The organism is Desulfolutivibrio sp., from assembly GCF_036584575.1.
Lineage (GTDB): Bacteria > Desulfobacterota > Desulfovibrionia > Desulfovibrionales > Desulfovibrionaceae > Desulfolutivibrio.
In genome coordinates, this window is the sequence record NZ_JAZHDB010000124.1 from 1 (window position 1) to 3,720 (window position 3,720).

The following is a 3,720-nucleotide window of genomic DNA, read 5'->3' on the forward strand; positions in this document are numbered from 1 at the left end:
GGGGTCCGGGGGAAATGATTTCCCCCGGGCGGGGTACGGGGCGGCAGCCCCGATTCCCGCAGATACCAGTCATAGGCCCGGCGCAGGCCGTCGCCTAAGGAGATGGACGCGGTGAAGCCCAGCCCCTCCAGGCGCGACACGTCCAGGAGCTTTTGCGGCGTGCCGTCGGGTTTTGAGGTATCCCAGACGATCTCGCCGTCGTAGTCGGACATGCGGCGCACCATTTCGGCCAGCTCCGCAATGCGCAGGTCGTGGCCGCAGCCCACGTTGACCAACTCCGCCGGCACGTCGTCCAGGGACAGCACATGCAGGACGGCTGCGGCCAGATCATCCACATGCATAAATTCCCGCCGCGGCGTGCCCGTGCCCCACAGAACCACCCTGACCCGGGCGGGATCGACGGTTGCGCCGTCGCGACTGAGGCCGAGTCCGTCCCGGATGTCGTCCGGCAGGGGGCCGAAGCGGGCCACGTCCCGGGCGATGCCTGCCGTGTCGCCCTTTTTCGCCAGGGCGGCCAGATGGAACTTGCGCATGAGCGCGGGAAGGACGTGGCTGTTTTGCAGGTCGAAGGAGTCGAATTCGCCGTAGAGGTTGGTGGGCATGAGCTGCCAGTAGACGGTGTCGTACTGCCGGTTGATGAAGTGGCACAGGCGCACCCCGGCGATCTTGGCCAGGGCGTAGGCCTCGTTGGTGGGCTCAAGCGGTCCGGTGAGCAGGGCGTTTTCGCGGATGGGCTGGGGCGCGAACTTGGGATAGATGCACGACGACCCCAGAAAGACCAGATGGCGCACGCCGCATTGCCGCGCAGTGTCGATGACGTTGGTCTGGATGGCCAGATTGGTCGTGAGAAAGTCGGCCGGGAAGGTGGCGTTGGCCAGGATGCCGCCCACCCGGGCGGCGGCCAGGATCACGGCCTGGGGCCGATTGTCCCGGAAAAAGGCCTCCACATCGGCCTGGCGGGTGAGGTCGAGTTCGGCCGAGGTGGGGCCGAGAAGGTTGGTGAAGCCCGCCCGAGTCAAGGCCCGCCAGCAGGCGCTGCCCACCATGCCCCGGCGTCCGGCCACGAAAATCCTGGTTGTTTCGTCCATCGCCCGATCTCCCTTCGCAACGGCGTGCGTCCCGTTGTAGGATACCGGGGGCGAAAGTCAACGGCGCGTGGGGGCGAATCCGCGCCATGCCGGGCGGGGGCGATAACCGCGCCATGCCGGGCGGGCGGAAGGGACTTTTTCAGGACGGCCGCCTCGCACGACGAGGGGAATCTGAGGCGGATCAGGTTTTCCTGGATATAGATTTTTTAGAATTTCAGTACCAAAGGAGAACAGGAGGCGAGGGTGGCGTAAGAAAAAACTTGTGGCTAGGAAGACGGGTGCTGTACACGACCTTCAGGAGGTCTCCCCATGAACGAACAGACGTTACAAAAACTTTTCATCAATGGCGACATCTATCAGGACGCCGTCCGCCGTGTGGACAACATGCTTGTTAAGGACGGCCTCGTCGCAGCAGTAAACGTCAACCAGTCCGAACACAGGGACGCCGAAGTCGTCGATCTGGCTGGCGCCGCCGCGTATCCCGGGTTTTGCGACAGCCATGTCCACTTGGTCGAATCGGCCCTCATGTTCAGCGGCGCAGACCTGCGCGGCAAGGATACCTCGGAGAGGATCGCAAAGGCAGTGGCCGAGGCCATGGCCCACCATCCTGGCGACGCACCTTTTTTCGGCGGAGCGTTCACGGTGACGGACTACGACGCTTGGTCACTGGCTGATCTGGCCAGGCTTGACGCCGTAACCGGCGACCGCATCGCCCTTATCGTAGACGATCTCGGCCATAACATGCTCGTCAATTCCGCAGCCATGGCAAAGGCGGGCATCACCGCCGCCACGCCGATTCCCTCCGGCGGGAAAGTCGTGGTCCAGGATGGCAAGCCCACGGGCATGCTGCGCGAAGAAGCCATGACCCTGGCCGGAAACCCGCTCCTCCCGCTTTTCACCGAAGAGATCATTCTTCCCGGAACCCTCAAATTCATGAATGCCTGGGCTTCTATGGGGTATACGGCCATCGTGGACCTTATGGGTGCGCCCATCGGCCGCGTCAATCATGCGGATATGTGCCGGGAGATGGAGCGAAAAGGCATCCTGCCGTTACGCGTGAATTACAACTACACTTTCTTCGGGTTGGACGATCTCGATGGCGGTCTCGAGGAGCGGGGAAAGGACACGGACCTTGTACGTTTCATAGGAAACAAGCTCTTCATCGACGGCGCCTATACGGCCGGGCAGGCCTGGACCACCTGGGAGAACGCCAAAGGCGACCACGGGTTGCACACGGTCGCAGCCGACGATTCCATGGGGAAAAGCCAGAACATCAACCGCATTATCGTCCGCCTGGAGGAAGTGGGACTAAACTGCCACTACCATATACAGGGCGACAAGGCTCTGGACGCGATCCTGGATGCCCTTGCGGCCAGCGCGGCAAAAACCGGCGGATTGCGATGCATGCACACCCTCATTCACCTGGCCTTTCCTCGCCCCGACCAGATCAAGCGCATCACCACCTTCGGCGGCAAGGTCGTCGCGACCATGCAGCCGGGGTTCTGGCAGGCTGAGGCGGGGTTGGAACGGTATTACGGCGACGCGAACAATGCGTCCTATCCCGTCAAGGAAATGATCGACGCGGGCGTGTCGGTGGGAATGAGCACGGATTTCGGCGTGTCTCCTCTTGAATTGAGCGCGCCCACGAAGATCATGAATATCGCCATGGTCGGAGGCGGGGCGTCCCGCACGCCGCTCGCCATGCAGGATATCATCGCCGGTCTGACCCAGGGCAGCGCCGCCACCACCGGAAGAGACGATTGCGGCGCGCTCTATCCCGGCAAAAAAGCCGACATGGTGATCTACGAGAAAGACTTGTACTCCGCGCCGCCATCGGAACTTTCCAAAGACAACCCAAAAGTTCTTGCAACCTGGATCAGCGGGCGCAAGGTTTTTGACTCCGGTTCGAAGTAAAGCAAGGGTCGCTCGTTGCGGGGCGATGGATGAGAAGACTGTCCATCGTTCCGCAACGAACGGGAGAGGCCTTGGGTTCGCGCCGGAGCTCGCTTTCGACAAGCGCTGTGGCAACGAATGCCGCCACGGTTATTTCCCTATGCTCGAGACGCATGACGCCAAAAACAATATGAATACAATGAGGTAAGGGGAATGTCCGAGCAGATACAATCGGGCGTAAAAGGATCCTGGGGCGTTCTGATGGCTTTTTTAGCCTTGACGCAGATTGGGCTCGTGGCTGACAATATACTGCTTACCAACGCCATGTCCGCTATAGCAAAAAGCCTGCACGCGAATGTAGCCGATTTGCAGATAGCCAACCTCATCTATCCGCTGATCAGCGCCCCGGTCATGGTCGCTGCGGGCATTCTGGGCGGTGCGTTCGGCTGGCGAAAACTCCTGGTCATCGGACTGGCCATTGTGGTTCTGGCAGAGGCGCTCGCGAGCGTCAGCACGAACATCCTCTTTTTCAACTACGTCGCCCGCACGTTGATCGGCGTAGGCGCCGGGCTATGTGTCCCGGCGGTTCTTGGGTACATCACTGATAATTTCAGCCGCGCCCAAATGGCGACGTCGTTCGCCCTCATCAGCGCGTCCGTGGCGCTCAGCGCCGCATTGGCGCCGATCGGCAGCGGGGTCGCCGTCATGTACCTAAGTTGGCAAGCCGGTTTTGTTATTC

3 protein-coding genes are annotated in these 3,720 nt (G+C 61.5%); 2 read left to right on the forward strand and 1 reads right to left on the reverse strand.

Annotation, left to right across the window (positions count from 1 at the left end):
- Positions 1 to 1,088: GDP-L-fucose synthase family protein (locus V3572_RS09635; protein ID WP_332110783.1), on the reverse strand; the 1,088-nt coding region annotated here is incomplete at its 3' end.
- 309 nt (positions 1,089 to 1,397) lie between these two features.
- Between V3572_RS09635 and V3572_RS09640 the strand changes: the two genes are divergently transcribed.
- A complete protein-coding gene (locus tag V3572_RS09640) occupies positions 1,398 to 3,002 on the forward strand; it encodes an amidohydrolase (protein ID WP_332110784.1) in 1,605 nt (534 codons plus the stop codon).
- A 192-nt stretch (positions 3,003 to 3,194) separates the two neighbouring features.
- On the forward strand, positions 3,195 to 3,720 hold a 526-nt coding region (locus V3572_RS09645; protein ID WP_332110785.1), incomplete at its 3' end, for an MFS transporter.

Excerpts from the sequence above, each read along its gene's own strand:
- V3572_RS09640 (WP_332110784.1), top strand. The coding sequence starts at position 1,398 with ATGAACGAACAGACGTTACAAAAACTTTTCATCAATGGCGACATCTAT.